We start from the raw sequence: 988 nt of genomic DNA on the forward strand, positions 1-988 counted from the left end.
CTCTATTTATAACTCTATTCTATCAAATTGCTTTTACTTTATCAAATATTAACTGTTTTTAACCATAAATAATTTCTCATTTTCTTTTTTGCTTCTTCCACTTTGGAGAGTGCTGCGCGCTTTGTCAAAAGAATATACAGCTTCAAAGCGTTCATCTGAAATTGAATAACTTGAAATTATCACGATGTTATTTTTAGCCATTACAAATGCCCAGTCATAAAATTCTTGACTATCGAATTGATTAATATAACCTTTTTGGTGACTTTCTTCATAAGGTGGGTCAAGATATAGAATAGCTCCAGAAACATCACTAAAAGCGTGATAACTTTTGCTTGTAGCTTTTATTTTATTTAATTTTTGAAGTTGTTGAATTCGTTGAAGTTGTTCAAGTCGTTCAAGTTGTTGAAGTCGTTGAATTTGTTGAAATTGTTTGTACTTTTCAATCGATCTCTTATATGTTTTGGTCTGTTTATAACCACTAAAAACGTCATGCTTTTCAATTATTTCTTTAGCTAGATTATATTTTAAATCTGAAATTTCTTTAGAATATAAATAATCTCTCTTTTTATTACCGAAAGAGTTAATCAGCAACTTCAAAAAGTCATCTGTTGTCTTGTTTTCTTTCTCCTTAATCTCGGTAAACTCTGTACGTGAAACAATAAGGCTTTTAATCCACTCACGGTCTTGAGAGATAACTCGTTCAAAAGCGTTGGTTATATCCTTGTCTAAGTCGTTATAATATACTTCTAAGCCATTTAAAATACATTCGGATGTAATTGCTCCGCCTCCTCCGAAGATGTCGTATATCGGCTTGTCTGTGCCAAAGTTCTGTTTGATAATCTCAACTATTTTCTTGCTTATCTTTTTCTTGCTTCCTTGGTATGGTAATCCAATAGGTTTACCTTTTCTGATTTTCTTCTCGTCTAAACTAAGCATTATTTATTGTCTTTCTAGTTTGGTAAAATTTATTCCAGTTTTCTATAAGTTC

1 protein-coding gene is annotated in these 988 nt (G+C 31.1%); it reads right to left on the reverse strand.

Features of this window, described 5'->3' with window-relative positions; translation table 11 throughout:
* Positions 1–48: 48 nt before the first annotated feature.
* Positions 49–936, reverse strand: coding sequence for a DNA adenine methylase (locus tag L979_RS14865; RefSeq protein ID WP_036851131.1), 888 nt, complete (start codon positions 934–936; stop codon positions 49–51).
* Positions 937–988 lie beyond the last annotated feature (52 nt).

It is taken from the genome of Kocuria sp. ZOR0020 (assembly GCF_000800955.1).
Taxonomy (GTDB): domain Bacteria; phylum Actinomycetota; class Actinomycetes; order Actinomycetales; family Micrococcaceae; genus Kocuria; species Kocuria subflava.